This window comes from Streptomyces sp. NPDC051684 (genome assembly GCF_044453445.1).
Taxonomy (GTDB): domain Bacteria; phylum Actinomycetota; class Actinomycetes; order Streptomycetales; family Streptomycetaceae; genus Streptomyces.
Genome location: NZ_JBITCS010000028.1, coordinates 41,038 through 61,108 on the forward strand (window position 1 = coordinate 41,038; position 20,071 = coordinate 61,108).

A 20,071-nucleotide genomic window follows, 5' to 3' on the forward strand; every position below is an offset into this window, starting at 1 on the left:
TCCCTCTCACTCCGGCCTGTTCATGTCAGGAAGGTTGATGGCGATCGGCTGCCCCTCGGCCAGGAACAGGAGCACGAACCGACGGATCGCCTCTTCCAACGTCCACATCACCGCCGGCACCCCCGGTAGGGGGATGAGCCCTTCGCGGAAGGCCACGAGCAGTGGCCAGGCACCGGCGACGAGCGGCTCCAGGATCGGCTCCTTGGACAGGCCGATCATGTCGCCGACCCGGTCGCCCAGCGTATACCGGGAGAACGCGCTGATCAGGGGTCGGGTGAGACCCAAGTCCAGTTCCGCCACGATGCCGAGGAGGACATCGGTCAGCTCCTCGCCCTCCTTGGTGTGCGCGAGGATCGGGTTGAGCACCTGCTTCGACTGGGCGTTGGCGGCGTCCCAGGTCTTCGGGATGTACTCGTCCTGGACGCCGAGCATGGCCGCGCTCACCTGCCACACGTGCAGATACGCGTCCGCGTCGGCGGTGTTGACGCGTACTCCCCAGTCCTTCAGCTTGCGCATGACGAAGGTGGCGAGGCTGTGCCAGGTGACGAGGATGTCGGCCTGGCTGATCGGGATCTTCTGGCCGCCGCTGACCTGGGTCCACGCCGGGGACTGCGGGAGCAGATGCCGCACCGCCGCGTGCACCATGCGCGTCTTGACGGCGGTCACGACCATCGAGCCGGCGGGCTTGTAGGCGTTCAGGTCGCCGATGTCGTAGCCGAGTCTGGCGGTCTTGGCGATGCGGTCCTTCATGTCCGCGCCGCCCTTGGAGTAGTACACGGCGCGGGACTCGCGGGGGATGGCGGTGCTTATGAGACCGCTGCCGAGGCCGTACAGGGCGCCGACGTAAATGCCCTTGGTCTTGCTGAACTTGGAGCCGCGGTCGAGCTGCGCCGGGTCCGCCCAGTAAGGCAGTTTGCGGGCGTCCTCCATGAACTCCCGCAGGTCCGCCGGGAGTCCGTCGGGCAGCGGCTGGTCGTTGCGCTTCCACTGGGCCAACAGCCCATTGACCTTGGCGACCTCACCGCGCTTGATGACTCCGGCGATCACCGGGTCGGCCTGCTCGTCCCAGACCCACTCGGGGTCGACGCCCGCGCCCGCGCCGGCGATGGAGGCCTTCGGCGACCAGGTCCACAGGGACCGGGCGCTCGCCGGGGACGCGAGTCCGATGGCGCCGAAGGCACCTAAGGCGCCGCCTCCCAGCAGCATGTTCCGCCTGCTGAGCCCGCGCGTTCCGTCGTTTCCGTACACCATGGTGCTCGTCTCCTCAACTGGCGCTCGGCCGGTTGGTGTCGGGGATCTCGATCGCTGTGCCCTTGCCCTTGGTGAGGAACAGGAGGATGTACTGGCGGATCGCCTCGTCGACCGTCCAGGCGAGCGGTGGCACCAGGGGCAGCGGGAGCAGTCCTTCGCGGAAGGCGACCAGCTTCGGCCACACCGACGCGATGGCCTTCTCCCAGAACGGCTCCTCGGGGATGCGGTCCATGTCGGCGACGCGGTCACCGACGAGATAGCGGGCCAGCGCGTTGCACAGCGGCCGGTCGAGCCCGCCGGGGCTGGTCTGCTCCGCGAGTTGCCCGAGAAGGATGTCGGTGAGCTCGACGCCTTCCTTCGTGGAGGTGAGGATCGGGTCGAGGACCTGCTTGGACTGGGCGTTGGCCGCGTCCCAGGTCTTCGGGATGTACTCCTCGCGCACGCCGAGCATGTGCACACTGAGCTGCCACAGGTGCAGATACGCCTCGGAGTCGGCGGCGCTCACCGGCACCTTCCACTCCAGCAGCTTCCGCATGGTGTACGTGGCGAGGCTGTGCCAGGTGACGAGGATGTCGGCCTGGCTGATGGGGATCTTCTGCCCGTCGCTGACCTGCGCCCAGCCGGGCGACTTCGGGAGCAGATGTCGTACCGCCGCGTGCACCATGCGGGTCTTGACGGCCTGCACGACGCAGTCGCCGTCCGCGCGATAGGCGTTCAGGTCGCCGATGGCGAACCCCAGCATGCTCGTCTTGGCGACACGATCCTCCATGTCGGCGCCGCCCTTGGAGTAGTACACGGCGCGCGCCTCGCGGGGGATGGCGGTGCTGAGCATGCCGCCACCGACTCCGTTGAGCAGATTGAGGTAGAGGCCCCGCCGCTTGTTGAACTCTGCCGCCCTCTCCAGCTTGTCCCGGTCCGCCCAGGACGGCAGTTGCCGCGCCTTGTCCATGAACTCCCGTACATCCTGCGGCAGTCCAGCCGGAGGCGCCTGGTCGTTGCGTGTCCAGGTGCGCAGTTGCTCGTTCACCTTCGGTACGTCGCCGCCGTCGATGACCGAGGCGACGAGCCGGTCCACCTCGTCGTCCCAGACCCACTCGGGGTCGACGCCCGCGCCGGTACCGGCGAGCGAATCGCCCGGTGACCACGTCCACAGGGACCGGGCGTTCGCCGGTGACGCCGCACCCAGTGCCCCCAGGGCGCCGAGGGCACCGCCCGCGAGCAATATGTTCCGCCTGCTCAAGCCATCCATTGCTCCGAACTCCTCCTCGAGTTCCGTGACTCGCTCGACCGTCAACACGCCCTGCTGGTACGGCAGTTGCTTTGGTACGATGAAACACGTTGAGCATCTCTGTATCAGTACCACAGGGGAGCACAGACGAGGCATGAACGCCAGAGGCTTCACGCAATCAGGGAGGCACCTGTGGAACCCAACGTGCTCGAACTGGCCTTCAGCGAATCCGCCGCCGGGGCCGATGCCGCGGCCGAGGTGCCGGACGACGTGACGGTGCGGCTGCTCGACGCCGCGTACGAACAGTTCTGCCGCATGGGCATCAAGCGCTCCACGATGGCCGACGTGGCGCGGCTCGCGGGCGTCTCCCGGATCACCGTCTACCGCCGGTTCGACACCAAGGAGGCGCTGGTCGAGCACGTCGTACGACGTGAATTCCGGCGCTACTTCGAGCAGTTCGAGAGCGAGATCCGGGGCGCGGACACGGTCGCCGACCGGGTCGTCGCGGGCTTCGTCAGCTCACTGCGCGCCATCCGCCACAACCGGCTGATCGGCGGCCTGATGGCGGTCGAGCCGGACTCGGTGGTGCCGTCGATGACCACCGACGGGGGCCGGACGCAGCACGTGGTGCAGCAGTTCGTGGCCGCGCGACTGCGCGAGGAGCAGCAGGCCGGGCAGGTCGCCGCGGAGGTGGACGTGGAGGTGGTGGCCGAGATGATGGTGCGCGTGTGCACATCGTTCCTGGTCGTGCCGAGCCATGTCATCGATCTGGACGACGACGAGCGGATGCGGGAGGTGGCCCGGCAGTTCCTGGTCCCGATGCTGGGGCCGCCGGCGTAGCCCCGGCCCTCGAATCTGGTCCCCGGATACGACGACGCGACTTATTGACACGGCGCCAATAACGGTCCACGGTGGGCACCGCTCACCCACAGTCCGCCCCACCCCGCACGTTCCACGCCGTACGTTTCCGGGAGCCGCCGTGACGCCAACAGAGCCGCTACGCCAGTCCGTCGACGGGCTGACGATCACCAAACTATTGCGCCGCAACGCCGAGGAGTTCGGGGACCGGCCCGCCCTCACCACCGGCATCGGGCCGGACGCGGGCACCCTGACCTGGACCCAACTGCGCGCCGAGACCGCCGCGCTCACCCGTGGCCTCGCCCAGCTCGGCCTGGGCCGGGGCGAGCGCCTGCTCATCGCCATGTCGAAGCGGGCCGAGCACTGGGTCACCGACCTGGCCGCCGCCCACATCGGCGCGCTGCCGTGCAGCACGTACGACACCCTGAGCACCGAGCAGATCGGTGTCATCGCCCGGCACAGCGCGGCCACCGTGCTGGTCCTGGAGGGCGAGGAGCAGGTGCGGCGCTGGGCGCCCGTCCTCGACGACCTGCCGCGGCTGCGCGCCGTCGTCGTCCTCGACTGGTCGGCCGCACCCGCCAACGACCCGCGCTTCGTCAGCTACGCGGCGGTGCGCAACGCGCTGCCGCCCGACGACGCGGCCTTCGAGTCGCTCACCGACGCCGTCACGACGGACCAGCCGCTGGCGCTCGTCTACACCTCGGGCACCACGGGCGACCCGAAGGGCGTGGTGCTCTCGCACCGCAACGTCATCCACGAGTCCGTGATGCAGGAGCAGTTGGTGCCGCTGCCGGAGCATCCGCGCTCGGTCGCGTATCTGCCGATGGCGCACATCGCTGAGCGGGTGCTCGGAATCTACATGCCGATCTGCAGCGGCGGCCATGTCACCATCTGCCCCTCCCCCGACCAGCTGCTGCCCGCACTCCAGAAGGTCCGCCCGCACGGCTTCTTCGGTGTGCCACGGGTGTGGGAGAAGCTCACCACCGGCCTGCGTGCCCAGCTCGCGGCGCTCCCCGAGGAACAGGCGACGGCCCTCGCGCAGGCCCAGAAGACGGCGCTCGAGGTCTTCCGGCTGCGCTCCGCCGGCAAGGGCGTACCGCCCGAATTGACGGAACAGCTACAGAAGTTGGACGAGGTGGCGCTGCGCCCGCTGCGCGCCGCGATCGGCTTCGACGACTGCCTGCGGGCGTTCAGCGGCGCCGCCCCGATCCCCACGGCCGTCCTGGAGTTCCTGGCGAGCGTGGGTCTGCCGGCGTACGAAGTGTGGGGCCTGAGCGAGACGACGGGCGCGGCCACGGTCAGCACGCCCGACGTGTTCGCCCTCGGCTCGGTCGGCCGCCCCGGGCCCGGGATCGAGGTGAGGGAGGCCAAGGACGGCGAGCTCTTCGTCCGCGGCCCCGTCGTCTTCGCCGGATACCTCCAGGCGGACGGCGACATCGCCTCCGGTACCGACGCCGAGGGCTGGCTGCCGACCGGTGACGTCGGCACGGTCGACTCCCGGGGCATCGTCACCGTCACGGACCGCAAGAAGGAACTCATCATCACCGCCGGCGGCAAGAACATCGCCCCGACGAAGATCGAGTCCCTGCTGCGCGCCCACCCGTTGATCGGTCATGCCGTCGCGCTCGGTGACCGGCGCCGCTATGTCACGGCACTGCTGGTCCTCGACGAGGAGGCGGCCCCCCACTGGGCGCGCGCGAACGGCATCACCACGACGGAGCTCGACGAACTCGCCGAGCATCCACAGGTGTTGGCGGCGCTCGACGGCGCGGTCGAGGAGGCCAACGCGGTCCTCTCGCGGGTGGAACAGGTCAAGCGGTACCGGGTCGTCGCAGGTCCCTGGACGACGGAGACCGGCGAGCTGACACCGAAGCTCAGCCTGCGCCGCCGCGCCATCGACGATCTGCACGCGGCGACGATCGAGTCGATGTACGCGTCGGACGAACCAGCGGACAGGAACAAGGAGTAGCAGCCCATGGAAGGCAAGGCCCAGGCCACCCGGCGCCGCCGGATGGAACCGGACGCGCGCCGCGCCGAGATCCTCGCCGTGGCCCGCCGAAGGTTCGGGTCCGCCGGCTACGCCTCGGTGTCGATCTCGGACATCGCGGCCGAGGCCGGCGTGGCCCGGGCCCTCGTCAACCACTACTTCGGCGACAAGCGGCAGCTGTACCTGGAGGTGGTGCGGCAGATGATGGTCATCCCCGCCTCCGTGTCCCAGCGGCTGCCGCGGACCACGGCCGAGGAACGCCTCGCCGTCTGCGTCGACCGGTGGCTCGAAGTCGTCGAGCGGAACCGGGAGATGTGGCTCGCGGCCATCGGCATGGAGTCCCTCGGCGACCCGGAGGTCGACCGGATCATGCTGGAGGCCGACGAGATCGCCACCGACCGGATCCTCGAGGCCGCCATGATGACGGACATCGCCGAGGACGCGGGCCGCGACAAGCTCCGCGCGATGATCCGCGCCCACAGCGCCATGCTCAAGTCGGCGTCCCACGAGTGGCTGGCGCGCGGCACACTCACCCGCGACGACCTGCACGTGATGCTCACCCGCTCGGTCGTCCACCTGCTGCACACGGTCTTCCCCGCGGTGCGCAACGGCTGACCGTACGGCACATACACACCTTTTCCCTTCCTCAGGAGACACACCATGCCCCGAGTCCTGTCCGACGAGCGCGGCGATCTGGTCAAGGCCATCGCGGACTTCTGCTCGCGCGAGTGCGGCACGAAGGAACAGCGCGACAAGCTGACGGCCAACGGCGCTGAGCATCACAACCAGCAGCTGTACGAGAAGATGGCGAAGCTCGGCTGGCTCGGCATCGCCGTCCCCGAGGAGTACGGCGGCGCGGGCCGCGGCATGGTCGACCTCTCCCTCTTCCTCCAGGAGACGTCCTACGGCCGCGCCCCCATCAGCGGCTTCGGCACGACGATCATCACCGCGGCGGCGTACGAGAAGTTCGGTACCGAGGAGCAGAAGCGCACGGTCCTCGAAGGCGTGGTGAACGGCCGCGTCGAGTCCGTCTCGATGTCCGAGCCGGGGGCCGGTTCGGATGTGGGCGCGCTGGCCTGCCGGGCGGAGCGCACCGCGGGCGGCTATCTGGTCAACGGCCAGAAGACGTGGTGCTCCAACGCCCATTTCGCCGATCACATCCTGCTCATCGCCCGTACGGAACCGGGTTCGGCGAAGCACGAGGGCCTGACCCAGTTCATGGTGCCGACGGACGCCGAGGGCCTGACCATCCGCGGCATCGACACGATGGGCGGCAAGGAGGTCAACGACCTCTACTTCACGGACTGTTTCGTCCCCGACTCGGCGGTGGTCGGCACGCCGGGCAAGGCCTGGACGCAGCTCATGGCGGGTCTGAACCTGGAGCGGATGATCCTCGCCGCGATGATGCAGGGGGTGGCGCGCCGGGCCTTCGACGACACCTTGGCGTACGTCCGCCAGCGCGAGCAGTTCGGCCGGCCCATCGGCTCCTTCCAGGCGCTCAAGCACCGCATCGCGGACATGGCGACGGAACTGGAGTGCGCGCAGCTCCTCCTGGACGACGTGGCCGCGACGATCGACGCGGAGCCGGGCAAGGTGTTCGCCCGCGAGGCCTCGATGGCGAAGCTCAAGTGCACGGAGCTGGCGAAGCACATCACTCTGGAGGGCATGCAGATGATGGGTGGCTACGGCTACGCCACCGAGTACGGCATGGAGGCCCTGCTGCGGGCGACGGTCGTGTCGACGGTGTACGGCGGGACGAGCGAGATCCAGCGGGACATCATCGGCAAGACGTACGGGCTGTAGGCGGACCCGGGCGGCGTGCTCCCGGAGGGTCCCGTCGATGAGTTTCCGGTGCTGTGCCGGTCTACCCGTCGACGAAGGGAGCACGCCATGAGCAAGATCATTGTCTGTACGTTCCTGACGCTGGACGGCGTGATGCAGGCCCCGGGCGCCACGGACGAGGACGCCGAGGACGGGTTCGAGCACGGCGGCTGGCAGAAGCCCACGGACGACGACGAGGTCGGCGCGGCCATCGCCGGCTGGTACGAGCACGCGGAGGCGATGCTGCTCGGCCGCAAGACGTACGAGATCTTCGCGTCGTACTGGCCGACCGCCGATCCCGGCAACCCGTTCACCGCGCGGATGAACGGCATGCGCAAGTACGTGGCGTCCCGGACCCTGACGTCCGTCGAGTGGCAGAACTCCACGCTGCTGGAGGGCGATGTCGTCGAGGCCGTACAGGCGTTGCGGGCATCCGGCGGCGGCGAGATCAATGTCGTCGGCAGCGGAGACCTCGCGCAGACCCTGATGCGGGCCGGCCTCGTCGACGAGTACCGGCTGACCATTCACCCGGTGATCATCGGCTCTGGGAAGCGGCTCTTCGCCGGCGGCGCGATCCCCACGGCGCTCGAACCGGTCAGCGTCTCGGCGACGAAGGGCGGCACCGTCGTCGGTGTCTACCGGCCGAACGGCGAGCCCAGCTACGACACCTACTGAACGGCGGGCCGCGCCGCGGTCCTCCGGGTGAGGAGTTCGGTGACCAGCGCGAGCGGCGGCCAGCCAAGCCGCCCGTGCCGCGCGACGACGTGGGCGCGCAGCACGACCTCGGGTCCGGTGAGCGGGAGCAGCCTGACCCCGGGAAAGGTCGGGGTGCCGACGGGGAGCAGTCCGACGCCGAGCCCGGCGGTGATCATTCCCTGGACCAGGTCGAGGCTGTCGGCCTGGTGGGTGACACGGGGTGCGAACCCCGTTATGGCGGCCAGGGTGTGGATGACGGTCGCGTCGGAGGTGCCACGGGAATTGACGATCCAGTCCTGCGCGCGGAACGCGTCGAAGACCGCGAGGGTGTCCGCCGCGTCGGGCACCTCGGCGTCGGCCGGGACACCGAGACCCCACGGCGCGGTCCACAGGGCGGTGGTGTGCAGTGTGGGGTCCGGGTCGGCGGGCGCCAGGTTGTAGTCGTAGGTGAGCGCGAGGTCGGTCTCGTCCGCGGCGAGCAGTTCCAGGGCCTCGGCGGGTTCGTGTTCACGGACGAGGAGGCGCAGCCGGGGGTGGCTCGCCGCCAGCTCGGTGACGAGGGGCAGCAGGTGGACGCGGATGGCGGTGGCGAACCCGGCCACCCGCAGTGTCCCGTTCGGCTCGGCTCCGGGAGCGAGGGCGAGGCGCGCGGTCTCGACGGCGGCGAGGATCCCCGCGGCGTGCTCGGCGAGCCGCCGCCCGGCCGGGGTGAGCCGCACCCGCCGCCCCTCCGGCTCGATCAGATCGGCCTCCATCTCCCGCGCGAGGACGGCGAGTTGCTGCGAGACCGTCGAGGTCGTGGTGCCGACCGTGTCCGCGACCGCGCGCATCGAACCCAGCCGGGACAGTTCCACCAAGAGCCGTAGCCGCCGTGTCTCCATTCCTCCATTGTCCAGGTTCATCGAACGGAACGTCCATGATCGGCACGTGGACACGAACGGTGCATAGGACATTGACTGTCGCCCATGAGTTCCCCCAAGCCCCCGCACCGCTCCCGTCCCAACGCCGCACAAGCCGGTTTCGCGATGGCGGTAGCCTCGATGTCCACGGTCCAGCTCGGCTCGGCCCTGACCGTGCCCCTCTTCGGGCAGCTCAGCGCGCTGGGCACGGCGGGCCTTCGGCTCGGCTGGGCGGGCCTGCTCCTGCTCGTCCTCGTCCGGCCCCGCCGCCGTGACTTCACGCGGGCGGACCTGCTGGCCTGCACGGTGCTGGGCGCCGCGACCGCGGGGATGATGGCGTTCTTCATGCTGGCCCTGGACCGACTGCCCCTGGGCACGGCGAGCGCGTTGGAGTTCCTCGGCCCGCTGGCCGTCTCCCTGTTCGGGCCCGGCCACGGCCGCAGAATATGGGCCGCGGCGGCCGCGGTCGGCGTCGTCCTGCTCACCGAGCCCTGGCACGGCGGCCTCGACGCGCTCGGCGCGGTGTACGCACTGGCGGCGGCGGGCTGCTGGGCGGCGTACATCCTGCTCACCCAGCGCGTCGGCGACCGGGTCACCGGCCTGAAGGGGCTCGCGGTCTCGATGCCCGTGGCCGGCGTCCTCGGCATGCTCATCGCCGCGCCCGCCGTCTCCGCCCACGCCACGTGGCCGACCGTGTGGATCATGCTCGCCCTGGCAGCCCTGAGCCCCGTCCTGCCCTTCGCCCTGGAGTTCCTCGCGCTGCGGCGCCTGACCACGTCGGCCTTCGGCACCCTGATGAGCCTCGAACCCGCCATCGCGATGCTGGTCGGCCTCGTCGTCCTCGGCCAGACCACCGACCCGGCCCCCGCCCTCGGCATCGCCTTCGTGGTCGCCGCCGGCGTCGGCGCCACCCGCACGGGCGGGCGCCGACCGACCCCGTCCACGACCGACACATCGGGCGACGCGACCGGGTCCACGGCTCCCGCTCCGGCGTCGATCGAGGTGTGAGGGCGGGCGCCGACGGGCGTGGTCCCGGCGGCGTACGATCGCGCCATGGTGCAGAGCTCCGCCACGACCGTGGACGACTACCTCGCCGAGCTGCCCGACGAGCGCAGGACCGCGCTCGCCGAGCTGCGACGGATGTGCCGCGCCGAGCTGCCCGGCTTCGCGGAGGTCATGGCGTACGGCATGCCCGCCTACGAGCGGGACGGTGTCGCCGAGATCGCGTTCGCGAGCCAGAAGCAGTACATCTCCTTCTATCTGATGCGCAGCGACGTGCGTGACGCCTTCACCGAGCGGCTCGCCGGGCAGGACATGGGCAAGGGGTGTCTGCGGTTCCGGAAGGCGGCCGCCGTCGACTTCGACCTCGTGCGGGAGCTGCTGCGGGCGACGGCCGCCCGGCCGGGCACGGTCTGCTGATCACGCCTGACGACGGCGCTCGAAGCGGGCCCGTGCGGCGTCGTGCGCTGCGCGCAGCAGCCGCAGGACCGTGTCGTGCGTCCGCTCTCCGGGGTTGACGACGCAGATCCAGTTCTGGGCGCCGTACACCGGGTGGGGCAGCACGGTGTCGACGACCGCGTAGTCCACCGGGGACTCGCCGGCGAGCTGCTGGAACGTATCCCGGTCCACCTGGATGTTCACGCGAAGCCGGTCGGGGGCGTCCAGGTCCGACAGCGCGTCGCCGGGGTAGTTCTTGGTGACGATCGTGGCGTACGGCTGCACGGCCCGCGGGACCTCGCCGTCCGGCGCGTAGTAGAAGAACACGTCGCCCCACGCGATCTCCGGGAAGTCACCGCCGGGCCCCGGGGCGAGGACGAGCGCGCAGTCGAAGCCGCGCACGGTCTTGATGATGTGTTCCATACTCGTGTTGCTGCTCATGGTTCAAGCATCGGCTTGAAGTGCTCATGTGGGGTTGAGAGGGACGGATGGCCGACGAGAGCGTGCTCAGGACCGCCGATGTCTCCAGGGAGTCGGGGTACTCCGTGCAGCAGGTGCGGGATCTGGAGCGGCTCGGGGTCGTCCCGGCGGCCACCCGGTCGGGCAACGGCTACCGGGCGTACGCCGCCGTCCATGTGCGGGCGCTGCACGCCTACCGGGGGCTCGCCGGAGCCATGGGGCCCGTCGCCGCCAGGCGGCTGATGGCGGATCTGTGGACGCGGACGGTCGAGGAGGCGGCGGCCTCGGTCAACGCCGTGCATGTCTCTCTGGCGCGCGAACGCGACGAGGTGCTGCGCGCTCAGGAGGCACTGTGGGCGATCGAGTCCGAGGCGGCACACCACGGCGCCGTCGAGGGCGAGGGCGAGGGCGAGGGCGAGGACACGATGACGATCACCGAACTCGCCGCCGCGCTCGGCGTCCGCACCTCGACACTGCGGTTCTGGGAGCGGGAGGGCCTCGTCGCGCCCGAGCGCGTGACGTCGCAGCGGGCGCGCCGCTACGGGCCCGCCGCGATCGGCGCGGCCAGGATCGTCGCGGCGCTGCGCGGCAGCGGCTACGGCATCCCCGCGGTGCGGGACATCGTCGACTCCCTGCACTCTCTGAGCGAGGGTGGCGCGCCGGAGCGGGTCCGTCGCATGCTCGACGAACGCCTCGACCGGATCGCGGCACGCTCCGTAGCGCTCCTGCGCGCGGGCGCGGACCTCGCCGCCGTGCTCGACTCCCTCAGAGCCTGTGAACAAACCCCCGTCTGCGCTGCGAAGACTTGACCGCGACGAGCCGTTCGATCACGCCGAAGCTGTAGCGCTCGCGCTCGACGACGTCGAAACCCGCCTCCCGTACGAGGTGCAGCGGGCGGCGCAGTTGATGGTCGTCCGCGAGTTTCAGCATCAGCGGTTCGAGCGCCCGCTGCAGCGTGCGGACGGCGAACCGGTGGCTGATGACGTGGTCGATCAGGAGCAGCGTGCCGCCCGGTGCGAGGACCCGGTGCATCTCGGCGACGGCCGCGCGGTCGTCGGGGATGCAGCACAGGCCCAGCGCGCAGACGACGGTGTCGAAGGAGGCGTCGGGGAACGGCAGCCGCGTCGCGGACGCCTCGCTGAGCGTGGCGTCGACACCGAGGTCGGCCGCCCGCACGCGGGCGCGGGCCAGCATGTCCGGGGACAGGTCGACCCCGGTCAGGTCGGTGCTCTTGGGATAGTACGGCAGGTTCAGGCCGGTGCCGACGGCGACCTCCAGGACCCGGCCCTCGGCCCGCGCGCACAGCCGGGCGCGGCCGCCCCGGAGCATGTGGCGGTCGAAGCGGCGCATCCAGCCGTCGTAGTGGGGCGCGTCGCGGGCCCAGATCTTCTGGGTGCGCAGGTCCTGATCGCGATCGGCCACGGCGGCTTCCCTTCGGCGCGGGCGTCGGTCCCAGCATGCGTGCCGTCCGCGCCGAAGGCGAGCACCCTGCGCGGGTGCCGTCGCAGACGCTCAGGCGAGCCGCTCGCCCTTGCGCTCCGGGATGACGAACATGGCGAGGATGTCGGCGACGTAGATCGCGGACAGCAGGGCGATGGCGACGGCGAAGCCCCACCGGTCCGCGCACAGCGCCACGACGACGGGCGCGAATCCGCCCACCGCGCGGCCGATGTTGAACAGGGTGTTCTGCGCCGTGGCCCGCACCTGCGTCGGGTAGAGCTCGGCCATCAGCGCGCCGTAGCCGCCGGTCATGCCGTTGGCGAAGAGGCCCATCACGGCGCCGCCGACGAGCAGCGCCCAGGGCGAGACGAGCTGGCTGTACGCGAGGACGGAGACGGCCGCGCCGACCTGGAAGAGCCAGAACGTCCTGCGGCGGCCGAGGCGGTCGGCGAGTTCACCGAAGAGAAGGATGCCGAGCGCCATGCCGACGACCGTGACGGCCGTCCAGCCGGAGGACTTGGTGAGGCTGTAGCCGAACCGCTCGCTGAGGTAGGTCGGCAGCCACGTCATGATGCCGTAGTAGCCGAAGTTCTGGACCGACGTCAGGACCAGGACGCCGAGGCTGGCTCGGGTCGTGGGGCCGTCCTTCACCAGCAGCTTCAGCGAGGCGAGCGTCGAAAGGCGCGTGCCCTCGGTGCGGGTGCGCGTGAAGTGCTCGGGCTCGTGCAGCCGGGAGCGCAGCGCGATGGCGACCACCGCGGGCACGGCACCGATCACGAAGAGTCCCTGCCAGCCCCACGCGGCGAGCACCGGCGCCGAGACGAGCGCGGCGGCCAGCACACCCGCCTGGAAGCCGAGCGCCACCAGCGACGTGGCGCGCGCCCGCTTCTTGCTCGGCCAGGCCTCGGCGGCGAGTGTCATGCCGATGCCGAACTCGCCGCCGATACCGACGCCCGCCAGGAACCGGAACGCGGACAGCTCCCCGTACGAGGTCGCCAGCGCGGAGAGGCCGGTGAAGACGGCGAAGAAGATCACCGAGTACGTGAGGACCTTCACCCGGCCGAACCGGTCGGCCAGCATCCCGAAGACGAGTCCGCCGACGACGGCGCCGATGAGCGTGATGGTGGCGAGCGAGCCACCCTGCGCCTTGTCCAGGCCCAGGTCGGCGGAGATGGCCGAGAGGGCGAAGCTCAGGATCAGCAGGTCGAAGCCGTCCATCGCGTAGCCGAGGGAGGAGGCGAACACCGCCTTCTTCGCGTAACGGCTGGGCTTGTCGCCGCCGATGTCCGCCGGTCCTGCGTCAGTTGCCGGCACATCCACTTGTGTCATCAGGCTTGGTTCCGTCGTTTCCGTCGCACGTGGGGTCAGGGGCGCCGACGCGGGCGTTCCTGCCCCACCCGCTCATGCGAACATCCGGACACGACACGACCGGGGAGAACGGGCGTGGCATCCGGAGAACGGAAGAGGAGTGGTGAAGACGACGGTCTCGGCCGTAGGCCCGGGACCGTGCACACACCGGCAGGGTGAAAGTCTTTCACACGTGGCCGGGTGCCTTCGACACGGCCTTCGGCTCAGCTCACTTCCCGTGGGTCGCCGCGGACCGGTAGTCCGTGTACGTGTACGGGTTGTCGAGCACCTTCGTCTCGGGGATGTCGGGGTTCATTCCGGCCCGCCACGCCTCCTCGCCCAGCGTCGACCGCAGATGCTCGACGGTGGCCTCGGCCTCGCGTCGTACGGCGGCGAGGTCGATGTCGACGAGCCGGTGGTCGTGCTTCACGACCCGCCCGTCGACGAGGACGGTGTGCACGTCGCCGCGCTGGGCCTGGAAGGCGACGTGTCCGTAGGGGTTGAGGAGCGGGAAGGAGACGGGCGAGTGGTCGTTCCTGATGAGGACGAGGTCGGCCTTCTTTCCTTCCGCGACGCCGCCGAGGTCGCGGTCACGGCCGAGCGCCCGCGCGCCGCCTGCGGTCGCCCACTCCACGACCTGCTCCGCCCGCAGCGCGCAGTGCGTGACGGTCTCCCCCAGCGCGTGTGCCTCCAGATGCTCGCGGGCCCGGTCGGCGCCCAGCGTCGTCCGCATCGCGGAGAACAGGTCGCCGCTCCACCACACGCTCGTGTCCATGGACAGGGACACCGGGATGCCGTGGGCGCGCAACGCCCACGTGGTCGGGTACCCCTGGCCCGCGCTCTGCTCGCTCTCCGTGGACACGGACACCGAGCCGCCGGTCGCCGCGATGCGGTGGTACGAGTCGGGTGACAGCGTCGCCGCGTGCACGTACACCGTCTCGGGTGTCATGAAGCCGTGCTCGTGCATGAGGCGGATGCCGTCGTCGTTGGTGGCGCCCCACACTCCCGCATGGGTGCTGACGGGAACGCCGAGTTCGCGGGCCGCCTCGAAGGCCGGTTTCTCGGGGAAGGCCGGGTCGCCGGTGACGTCGAAGGCGAGCTGGAAGCCGAGCAGGTCGTCGGCCTCGGCGATGTGCCGGCGCGCGAAGGCGCGGAAGTCGGGGGTCGCGGTCCATTCGGCGGGTGCCTGCTGGATGTTGCCGTACGCGAGGACGTGGCGGCCGGGAACGGAGCGCAGCGCGTCGACGGCGGCCTCGGCGTGCCCGGTGCTCTGCAGTCCGTGCGACCAGTCGACGACGGTCGTGACCCCCGCGTCGAGGGCCTCGACGGCGGCGAGGAGGTTGCCCGCGTGGATGTCCTGGGGGCGGAAGGAGGTGCCGTGTTCGAGGTAGTACCAGACGAAGTACTGGGTGAGCGTCCAGTCGGCGCCGTAGCCGCGCATGGCCGTCTGCCACATGTGCCGATGGGTGTCGATCATGCCGGGCATGACGATGCCGTCGGTGGCGTCGATCTCCAAGGTGCCGTCGGGGACGGTTAGTTGGGGGCCGACGGCAGCGATACGGTCACCGATGACCAGCACGTCGGTGTCGGGGAGGATCCGGCGGGCGGAGCCCATGGGCAGGACGGTGCCACCGCGCAGGACGACGGGCCGTCCGGGCGGGAAGGCGTCCGGCGGGTGCGGCAGGTCGGGCTGGTTCGGCGGATCCGAGGGAGCTGAGCGATGCATCATCGGTCTCCTCTGCGGCGCTCCGGGCCATTTCGGACGAGCGTCCGGATGCCGGTCGGCCATTGCCACCGATGCTGATGAAGGCGCACCCTACTGTCAATCCCCCCACGCACAGCGGGGAGTTGGAGAGCCCCACGGCCCGGAGGTAGCCGCCATGCCCCGCGAAGGAACCGGCCCGGACTTCATCGAGGCACTGGCCCGCGGCCTGGAAGTGATCACCGCGTTCCGGCCGGGCCGGCCCGCGATGACGCTCGCCGAGGTGGCGGGCGCGACCGGCCTCGCCCGCCCGACCGCGCGCCGCATCCTGCTGACGCTGACCGAACTCGGCTACGTCCGCCAGTGCGCCGCCGGCTTCGCGCTCACGCCGCGCGTTCTCGACCTCGGGGTCTCCTACGTCCGGTCGATGGGCCTGTGGGACGTGGCGCGCCCGCATCTCGAACGCCTCGTGGAGGAGACGGACGAGTCCTGCTCGATCGCACAGCTCGACGGTTCGGACATCGTCTACGTCGCCCGCGTGGCCCGCCCGAAGATCGTCGCGCTGTCCGTGCAGATCGGCACCCGCTTCCCCGCGTTGCAGACCTCCCTCGGCAAGGTGCTGCTCGCAGCGCTGCCCCCGGACGAGGCGGCACGGGCCCTCGCCGAGCCCAGCCGCTCGGGCCTCACTGCGCTGTGGCGCCCCGAACGCACTGAGTGGGAGGCGGAGTTGAGCGACGTACGGGCCCGCGGCTGGGCCCTCACCGACGAGCAGCTCGCCCGCGGCATCCGCTCGGTGGCGGCGCCGCTGCGGGACGGGGCGGGCCGGGTCGTCGCGAGTGTCAACGTCAACGCGCACGCGGCCGAGACGCCCGTCGACGTGCTGGTGCGGGACCACTTGCCGCGCCTGTTGCATACGGCGGGCGAGATCAGCCTCGACTTCGGCCGTGTGGCGTCGGTGCCGCACACGACGATGACGTCGGTTCCGGTGGCGCGACTCTGACGCCTTGACGGTCACCCCCGCCGCGCTCAGAATCACCCACGGACAAGTGTCCGGCGTCCGGACACGGAGAGGCTGGGTCCATGCCGCCAAGCACCCCGTCCGGCCAACCACCCGCCACAGGACCGCTGTCGGGCGTCCTCGTCGCCGACTTCTCCCGAATCCTCGCTGGCCCGTACGCGACGATGCTGCTCGCGGACCTCGGCGCCGACGTCATCAAGGTCGAGGGCCCGCGCGGCGACGACACCCGCACATGGATGCCGCCGGTGCACGACGGCGTCTCGACGTACTACCTGGGCATCAATCGCGGGAAGCGCTCCCTCACCCTGGACCTCCGGGACGGGTCCGACGCCGCCCTCGCGGCCGAACTCGCCGACCGGGCCGACGTGTTGATCGAGAACTTCCGCCCCGGCACCCTGGCCCGCTACGCCCTCGACTTCGATTCGGTGAACCGCACGAACCCCGGCCTCGTCTACACGTCCATCACCGGCTTCGGCACCGGCGCGGGCCGCGACGTCCCCGGCTACGACCTGATGGTGCAGGCCATGTCCGGACTGATGAGCCTGACCGGGGACCCGGAGGGCCCGCCGTTCCGGGCCGGCATCTCCGTCTTCGACGTCATGGCGGGCAACCACGCCGCCATCGGCATCCTCGCGGCGCTGCGCCACCGCGACGCCACCGGCGAGGGCCAGCACGTCGAGGTGAACCTCCTGTCCTCCGCGCTCACCGGCCTCGTCAACCACAGCTCCGCCTACGTCGCCGGGGGCACGGTCCCGTACCGCATGGGCAACGCCCACCCCAGCGTCTTCCCGTACGAGCCGCTGCCGACGGCCGACCACGACCTGATCGTCGCCGCCGCCAATGACGGTCAATTCCATGCGCTGTGCGAGGTGTTGGGCATCCCCGACACGGCCGACGATCCGCGCTTCGCCCGCAATGCCGACCGCACGGCCCACCGCGACGCGCTGCGCCCGATCCTGGTCGAGCGCCTGGCCACGCGCGGCGCACACGAATGGTTCACGCTGCTCGTGCGGGCCGGGGTGCCCAGTGGCCCGATCAACACGATCGACGGCGGCTTCGCGACGGCCGAGGAGTTCGGCCTGGACCCCGTCGTGACCGTCGGCGAGGGCGAGCGCGCCCTGCCCACGACCCGCCATCCGATCCGCTTCTCCGCGACCGCGGCCTCGTACCACCTGCCGCCGCCCGAACTGGACGAGCACGGCGAGGAGTTGCGCGCCTGGCTGGCGAAGTCCCCGACCACGGAGCCCCCTCATGCCTGACCGGTCGAGCCGCCCCACGCCCCCGGCAGCCACCACCCACCCCTCCTACCCGACCGCCCTGGGCGCATCGGACCCGAAGCGGATCACGCTCCTCGGGCAGGACCTGGCGGAGGACATCATGGGCTCCGTCGGCTTCGGGGAGCTGGCGTTCTGGCTGGCCACGCAGCGCCGGCCGAGCCCCGGCGAGACCCGCGTCTTCGAGGCGGTCCTGGCCGCGCTCGCCGACCACGGCTTCACGCCCACCGCGATCGTCTCGCGCCTCACGTATCTCTCCGCCCCGGACTCGGTGCAGGGCGCCCTCGCCGCCGGGCTGCTCGGCGGCGGCTCCCGCTTCCTGGGTGTCACAGAGGACACCGGCCATTTCCTCAACGCGGTCGTCACCTCGCTCGGCGACTCCCAGACGCCACCCGAGGACGGGCCGGCCTGGGACGCCATCGCGCTGCGGACGCTGCAACACAGCCGCGACGCACACGAGTTGATCCCGGGCCTCGGCCACCACCTCCACAAGGAGGGCGATCCGCGCACAGGGCGCCTGATGGACATCGCCCGCGAGGAAGGCTGCTTCGGCCCGCACCTCGCCCTCTTCGAGGCCATCGGCCGCACCCACCCGACCGTCCTCGGCCGCACCCTCCCCCTCAACGGTGCCGGAGTGTGCGGCGCCGCCCTCGCCGACCTGGGCCTCCCGCTCCCCCTCCTGCGCGGATTCGCCCTGCTCGCCCGCACGGCGGGCCTGATCGGACAGCTGGCGGAGGAGATCCGCACACCGGTGGCCCGGGACATCTTCGCCTCCGTGGAACAGCACAGCACTCCGATCCCACCGACCCCCGCCTCCCCGCAGGAGTAGCCCGTGTCCACCGACGAGCACGACCACGACCTCACCGAACTGGCCGCCGAGCGCTGGTCCACGGCCGAGTCCCCACGCCTGGCCGAGCTGATGACCTCCCTCGTCCGTCACCTCCACGCGTACACCCGCGAGGTGAACCTGACGGAGGACGAGTGGGCGGCCGCGATCACCTGGCTCACAGCGGCGGGCCGGCTCAGCGACGACAAGCGCCAGGAACTCGTACTGGCCTCCGACGTCCTGGGCCTGAGCATGCTCACCGTGGAACTCGGCCACCGCTTCTCCGAGCGTGCCACGCCCGCCACCGTCCTCGGCCCCTTCCACATCGACGGATCGCCCGAGGTCCCCTACGCCCACGACATGTCGGACGGCCTGCCCGGCACCCCGCTCTTCCTCACCGGCACGGTCACCGACACCGCCGGCACGCCGCTCCCCCACGTCGTCCTCGACGTATGGCAGGCCGACACGGACGGCGCGTACGAGTCGCAGGTCCCCGGGGTCGACGAGGCCCGCCTGCGCGCGAAGTACACCACCCGCGAGGACGGCACGTACTGCATCCGAACCGTCGTGCCCCGCGGCTACGCCATCCCCATGGACGGCCCGGTGGGCGAGCTCATCCACCGGACCCGGATCAGCCACTTCCGCCCCGCGCACGTGCACTTCCTCATCGACCACCCCGGTCACCGCAGACTGATCACCCACCTGTTCCGGGCGGGCGGCCAATACCTGGACAGCGACGTCGTGTTCGGCACGAAGGACGCCCTGGTCGTCCCCTTCGCGGAACACCACCCGGCGGACACCCCGCCACCGGACGACAGCAAACTCACGGAGCCGTACCTCCAGGCCGAGTACACCTTCATCCTGGAACCGGAGTAGCGCGGGCCGACACGGGCGTCCGGACGGGAGTCGCCTACTTCACCTTCCCCCGCAGCGCCGCCACGACGAACCCCACCATGTTGGCCAGGGTCAGCGCCGCGACGGTCCCCCAGATGATCGGGACCGACCGCGCAGGCCAGTCGTTGGCCGACTGGAGCCAGAGCGCCAGGATGGCGGTGACGCCCAGCGGGATGCCGTGCAGGCAGACCATCCGGCCCGCCGCGTCGTGACGCCGGTTCCCGCGCGCGAACGCGGACCACAACCCACCCACCAGCGCGGCCGAGCCGAAGGAGAGCCCGGCGAGCGCGCCGGCGAGGCGGTCCGTCGGCCGGTCGAGAGGGCCGTCGGTCGTCTCCTGGCGCTCGCCCGCCGTGTCGCGCAGCTCGACGACGTCGCCGCGCCAGATCAACCCGACCACCTTGTCCTTCGGTTCGAGCCCCGACAGCACGGGGTTGGTGTTCCGGAAGGTCACGTGCCACGGCTTGCCGGACGGCAGCGTCAGCTCGACCTCGGGCGACTTGGACCGCGACGCCCGGTTCAGAGCCACGCCGCGCACGGTGAACCTCTGCTCCCAGCGACAGTCCGACACCCGCACCGGAACAGCGGCGCACACGGGGGCCGCCCGGAACTCCCGCTCCCGCTGCTGCGCCGCCAGGAATTCGGGGACCATCGCCGCCCCGACGGCGAGCATCAGCACGGCGCCCAGCAACCACATGACTGTCCGCCGGCCTCTGTTGCCCGTCTCCGCCACCCCTGCCACCCGCCCTTTCACTGCCCAGCGCCGCACGGCGATCCGTGCGGCGTCCCACTCCCTCGGCCCCGACATAGGAACACACGGTGTTTCGCACGGCCCTTGCAGGGGTCGGGGAGGGCGCCGCACAGACTCTTGACACGTGCAAGTGCCAGTGATCGATTGGTCGCACGCGCAGGTCGACCCATCAGCGGATCAAGG

Annotated in this window: 20 protein-coding genes; 12 read left to right on the forward strand and 8 right to left on the reverse strand. The window is 70.9% G+C overall.

What is annotated here, in order from left to right; translation table 11 throughout:
• Window positions 1–6: 6 nt before the first annotated feature.
• Window positions 7–1,251, reverse strand: coding sequence for an oxygenase MpaB family protein (locus ACIA8D_RS29500; protein WP_399236998.1), 1,245 nt, complete (start codon window positions 1,249–1,251; stop codon window positions 7–9).
• A 13-nt stretch (window positions 1,252–1,264) separates the two neighbouring features.
• A complete protein-coding gene (locus ACIA8D_RS29505) occupies window positions 1,265–2,500 on the reverse strand; it encodes an oxygenase MpaB family protein (RefSeq protein ID WP_399236999.1) in 1,236 nt (411 codons plus the stop codon).
• A gap of 171 nt (window positions 2,501–2,671) precedes the next feature.
• Between ACIA8D_RS29505 and ACIA8D_RS29510 the strand changes: the two genes are divergently transcribed.
• The 5 genes from ACIA8D_RS29510 (at window position 2,672) to ACIA8D_RS29530 (ending at window position 7,820) form a co-directional block, all read left to right on the forward strand.
• The gene (locus ACIA8D_RS29510; RefSeq protein ID WP_399237000.1) at window positions 2,672–3,319 is read left to right on the forward strand and encodes a TetR/AcrR family transcriptional regulator; all 648 of its coding nucleotides are present in this window, start codon (window positions 2,672–2,674) and stop codon (window positions 3,317–3,319) included.
• A gap of 139 nt (window positions 3,320–3,458) precedes the next feature.
• The gene (locus tag ACIA8D_RS29515; protein ID WP_399237002.1) at window positions 3,459–5,306 is read left to right on the forward strand and encodes an AMP-dependent synthetase/ligase; all 1,848 of its coding nucleotides are present in this window, start codon (window positions 3,459–3,461) and stop codon (window positions 5,304–5,306) included.
• A 6-nt stretch (window positions 5,307–5,312) separates the two neighbouring features.
• Window positions 5,313–5,939 carry a TetR/AcrR family transcriptional regulator gene (locus ACIA8D_RS29520; RefSeq protein ID WP_399237003.1) on the forward strand — a complete coding sequence of 209 codons (627 nt, stop codon included), beginning with the start codon at window positions 5,313–5,315 and terminating at the stop codon, window positions 5,937–5,939.
• A gap of 45 nt (window positions 5,940–5,984) precedes the next feature.
• Entirely contained in the window at window positions 5,985–7,127 is a 1,143-nt protein-coding gene (locus tag ACIA8D_RS29525) for an acyl-CoA dehydrogenase family protein (RefSeq protein WP_399237004.1), read from the forward strand.
• Window positions 7,128–7,214: 87 nt separating this feature from the next.
• Window positions 7,215–7,820: a dihydrofolate reductase family protein gene (locus ACIA8D_RS29530; RefSeq protein ID WP_399237006.1), complete on the forward strand. Its 606-nt coding sequence runs from the start codon at window positions 7,215–7,217 to the stop codon at window positions 7,818–7,820.
• Here the strand turns inward: ACIA8D_RS29530 and ACIA8D_RS29535 are convergent.
• Entirely contained in the window at window positions 7,814–8,722 is a 909-nt protein-coding gene (locus tag ACIA8D_RS29535; RefSeq protein ID WP_399237008.1) for a LysR substrate-binding domain-containing protein, read from the reverse strand. The two genes, ACIA8D_RS29530 and ACIA8D_RS29535, sit on opposite strands and share 7 nt — an antisense overlap.
• Window positions 8,723–8,806: 84 nt before the next feature.
• Between ACIA8D_RS29535 and ACIA8D_RS29540 the strand changes: the two genes are divergently transcribed.
• Together ACIA8D_RS29540 and ACIA8D_RS29545 are read left to right on the forward strand one after the other, a co-directional pair.
• A complete protein-coding gene (locus ACIA8D_RS29540) occupies window positions 8,807–9,748 on the forward strand; it encodes an EamA family transporter (protein ID WP_399237010.1) in 942 nt (313 codons plus the stop codon).
• A 45-nt stretch (window positions 9,749–9,793) separates the two neighbouring features.
• Window positions 9,794–10,159, forward strand: coding sequence for an iron chaperone (locus tag ACIA8D_RS29545; protein WP_399237012.1), 366 nt, complete (start codon window positions 9,794–9,796; stop codon window positions 10,157–10,159).
• Here ACIA8D_RS29545 and ACIA8D_RS29550 read toward each other — a convergent pair whose 3' ends face one another.
• The gene (locus ACIA8D_RS29550) at window positions 10,160–10,600 is read right to left on the reverse strand and encodes a DUF6194 family protein (protein ID WP_399237097.1); all 441 of its coding nucleotides are present in this window, start codon (window positions 10,598–10,600) and stop codon (window positions 10,160–10,162) included.
• A gap of 65 nt (window positions 10,601–10,665) precedes the next feature.
• Here ACIA8D_RS29550 and ACIA8D_RS29555 point away from each other — a divergent pair, with 65 nt between their 5' ends.
• The gene (locus tag ACIA8D_RS29555; protein WP_399237013.1) at window positions 10,666–11,445 is read left to right on the forward strand and encodes a MerR family transcriptional regulator; all 780 of its coding nucleotides are present in this window, start codon (window positions 10,666–10,668) and stop codon (window positions 11,443–11,445) included.
• Here ACIA8D_RS29555 and ACIA8D_RS29560 read toward each other — a convergent pair.
• From ACIA8D_RS29560 to ACIA8D_RS29570, 3 genes are all read right to left on the reverse strand, one after another.
• The gene (locus tag ACIA8D_RS29560) at window positions 11,402–12,058 is read right to left on the reverse strand and encodes a class I SAM-dependent methyltransferase (protein WP_399237014.1); all 657 of its coding nucleotides are present in this window, start codon (window positions 12,056–12,058) and stop codon (window positions 11,402–11,404) included. The two genes, ACIA8D_RS29555 and ACIA8D_RS29560, sit on opposite strands and share 44 nt — an antisense overlap.
• A gap of 90 nt (window positions 12,059–12,148) precedes the next feature.
• Window positions 12,149–13,405 (reverse strand): MFS transporter, encoded by a 1,257-nt coding sequence (locus tag ACIA8D_RS29565; protein ID WP_399237016.1) that lies wholly within the window; start codon window positions 13,403–13,405, stop codon window positions 12,149–12,151.
• Window positions 13,406–13,652: 247 nt separating this feature from the next.
• On the reverse strand, window positions 13,653–15,149 hold the full coding sequence (locus ACIA8D_RS29570) for an amidohydrolase family protein (protein WP_399237018.1): 1,497 nt from the start codon (window positions 15,147–15,149) through the stop codon (window positions 13,653–13,655).
• Between the two features lie 154 nt (window positions 15,150–15,303).
• Here ACIA8D_RS29570 and ACIA8D_RS29575 point away from each other — a divergent pair, with 154 nt between their 5' ends.
• The 4 genes from ACIA8D_RS29575 (at window position 15,304) to ACIA8D_RS29590 (ending at window position 19,119) form a co-directional block, all read left to right on the forward strand.
• The gene (locus tag ACIA8D_RS29575) at window positions 15,304–16,125 is read left to right on the forward strand and encodes an IclR family transcriptional regulator C-terminal domain-containing protein (RefSeq protein ID WP_399237020.1); all 822 of its coding nucleotides are present in this window, start codon (window positions 15,304–15,306) and stop codon (window positions 16,123–16,125) included.
• An 80-nt stretch (window positions 16,126–16,205) separates the two neighbouring features.
• Window positions 16,206–17,402, forward strand: a complete 1,197-nt coding sequence (locus tag ACIA8D_RS29580) for a CaiB/BaiF CoA transferase family protein (RefSeq protein ID WP_399237022.1) — start codon at window positions 16,206–16,208, stop codon at window positions 17,400–17,402.
• Window positions 17,395–18,246 (forward strand): citryl-CoA lyase, encoded by an 852-nt coding sequence (locus ACIA8D_RS29585; RefSeq protein WP_399237024.1) that lies wholly within the window; start codon window positions 17,395–17,397, stop codon window positions 18,244–18,246. Before ACIA8D_RS29580 ends, ACIA8D_RS29585 begins: the two co-directional genes overlap by 8 nt.
• Before the next feature lie 3 nt (window positions 18,247–18,249).
• Window positions 18,250–19,119 carry a dioxygenase gene (locus tag ACIA8D_RS29590; protein ID WP_399237025.1) on the forward strand — a complete coding sequence of 290 codons (870 nt, stop codon included), beginning with the start codon at window positions 18,250–18,252 and terminating at the stop codon, window positions 19,117–19,119.
• 34 nt (window positions 19,120–19,153) lie between these two features.
• On the opposite strand, the gene ACIA8D_RS29595 is transcribed toward ACIA8D_RS29590, so the two are convergent.
• Window positions 19,154–19,834 carry a hypothetical protein gene (locus ACIA8D_RS29595; protein ID WP_399237027.1) on the reverse strand — a complete coding sequence of 227 codons (681 nt, stop codon included), beginning with the start codon at window positions 19,832–19,834 and terminating at the stop codon, window positions 19,154–19,156.
• Window positions 19,835–20,071 lie beyond the last annotated feature (237 nt).

Coding starts and splice junctions, on each gene's coding strand:
- ACIA8D_RS29500 (WP_399236998.1), bottom strand. CDS start 1,251: ATGGTGTACGGAAACGACGGAACGCGCGGGCTCAGCAGGCGGAACATG.
- ACIA8D_RS29505 (WP_399236999.1), bottom strand. CDS start 2,500: ATGGATGGCTTGAGCAGGCGGAACATATTGCTCGCGGGCGGTGCCCTC.
- ACIA8D_RS29520 (WP_399237003.1), top strand. CDS start 5,313: ATGGAAGGCAAGGCCCAGGCCACCCGGCGCCGCCGGATGGAACCGGAC.
- ACIA8D_RS29525 (WP_399237004.1), top strand. CDS start 5,985: ATGCCCCGAGTCCTGTCCGACGAGCGCGGCGATCTGGTCAAGGCCATC.
- ACIA8D_RS29530 (WP_399237006.1), top strand. CDS start 7,215: ATGAGCAAGATCATTGTCTGTACGTTCCTGACGCTGGACGGCGTGATG.
- ACIA8D_RS29535 (WP_399237008.1), bottom strand. CDS start 8,722: ATGGAGACACGGCGGCTACGGCTCTTGGTGGAACTGTCCCGGCTGGGT.
- ACIA8D_RS29540 (WP_399237010.1), top strand. CDS start 8,807: ATGAGTTCCCCCAAGCCCCCGCACCGCTCCCGTCCCAACGCCGCACAA.
- ACIA8D_RS29545 (WP_399237012.1), top strand. CDS start 9,794: ATGGTGCAGAGCTCCGCCACGACCGTGGACGACTACCTCGCCGAGCTG.
- ACIA8D_RS29550 (WP_399237097.1), bottom strand. CDS start 10,600: ATGGAACACATCATCAAGACCGTGCGCGGCTTCGACTGCGCGCTCGTC.
- ACIA8D_RS29555 (WP_399237013.1), top strand. CDS start 10,666: ATGGCCGACGAGAGCGTGCTCAGGACCGCCGATGTCTCCAGGGAGTCG.
- ACIA8D_RS29565 (WP_399237016.1), bottom strand. CDS start 13,405: ATGACACAAGTGGATGTGCCGGCAACTGACGCAGGACCGGCGGACATC.
- ACIA8D_RS29570 (WP_399237018.1), bottom strand. CDS start 15,149: ATGCATCGCTCAGCTCCCTCGGATCCGCCGAACCAGCCCGACCTGCCG.
- ACIA8D_RS29575 (WP_399237020.1), top strand. CDS start 15,304: ATGCCCCGCGAAGGAACCGGCCCGGACTTCATCGAGGCACTGGCCCGC.
- ACIA8D_RS29580 (WP_399237022.1), top strand. CDS start 16,206: ATGCCGCCAAGCACCCCGTCCGGCCAACCACCCGCCACAGGACCGCTG.
- ACIA8D_RS29585 (WP_399237024.1), top strand. CDS start 17,395: ATGCCTGACCGGTCGAGCCGCCCCACGCCCCCGGCAGCCACCACCCAC.
- ACIA8D_RS29595 (WP_399237027.1), bottom strand. CDS start 19,834: ATGTGGTTGCTGGGCGCCGTGCTGATGCTCGCCGTCGGGGCGGCGATG.